Here is a 1,179-nt window from a genome sequence, read left to right on the forward strand (position 1 = left end):
GGGTGTTGCGTTAATGGATAAAGTGCCGTCAAGCGCCTGCTTGATCGCAGCCGTCAATTTGTCTTTTTGGTCGGTGGTGAGGGAAGTGATCTTCATTTTCTTTTGCTCCTTGCAAGATGGTTATCATTAGTGCGATGCGGGCAGGGGGGTAGTTGTACTTACAGCGCTTCACCGTAAGTAAATCAGATCCTTGCCTTAAATAAATCAGCCCCCTTTATCCTTATCATCTTGTAAGACCCCTTTATCTTGCTCCTTTATCTTCCGTTTTGGTACTCTTAGGGGGTGTAAGTGAGCTGTCTGATGGTTATATTGGCACCGTGTCCCGGCGCCTTCGCAGTAAAGTGTATATATTTTACTTTTGGCCCTGCAATATAAACAACTTGAGGGAAGGGTGCGTCACTTGTGCTGTCGAAATCCCTGGAGAAAATCCTTTCTCCGGTATCATTGTAAGCTTCCACTCTTAGTATGTCGTTTTGGGTAGGCTGCCAAACTCTGAGAGTTAGGTCTATGAGGACTGCGGAGTAAGTATGTCGTAATGCTGCTGTCATAGAGATTGGATCGGTTACGACAGCTTGCGCGTAAACTGTTGCAGTGTGATTTTCAATGTATCCGTATTGATCTCCAGTTACATAGCCTGAAACAGTTAGCACTAAACTTTCGCATTCTGCAGAATCGCCGACCCTCACTAAACGCTGATTCTCAACATTTTCGAATTTCTCTACTAGAAGCATCACAACTTGAAGCATCCATGCTTTTGATATCAGGCTCCCGTCCACATATTGAGCGGTGAAAATGTGCGTCGAAACTGATAATCCGCTCACCTGATATGTCCAGTCTCCGGTGGAATTGACAGTAACAATTCCTAGGGCCGCTGAACCGTCAATTATTTGGAGACGGGCGTTCGCATCGGCCGTTCCGGTCAAGTTGACAGTAGTGTCTTCGGTGTTCGCGCCGTTGGCGATCTCCGCCCCATAAGAGTCGGTCACCTTAGTAATCTCAATCGCGCCAACGTCGGGCACGCTCTTGATGCTGTACGACTGTTCCGAAAACGGAAAACGCGTTGCCCCTCCATCAAAAGACGCCTCCAGCTTCAGCGTAAAGGTCGAGCCGTCGGTCAGCGTTTTGAGGAGGTCCTTGGAGATGCCCCTGCTCTGGGCGCCCAATGTCGTGACGTTCAGC

1 pseudogene is annotated in these 1,179 nt (G+C 48.4%); it reads right to left on the reverse strand.

Going from position 1 to position 1,179, the window contains the following annotated elements:
• Positions 1–275 precede the first annotated feature (275 nt).
• Positions 276–1,179, reverse strand: a pseudogene (locus SLW74_RS27475) (hypothetical protein); the annotation flags it as partial.

It is taken from the genome of Pseudomonas sp. W5-36 (genome assembly GCF_046540455.1).
Taxonomy (GTDB): Bacteria; Pseudomonadota; Gammaproteobacteria; order Pseudomonadales; family Pseudomonadaceae; genus Aquipseudomonas; species Aquipseudomonas graminis_B.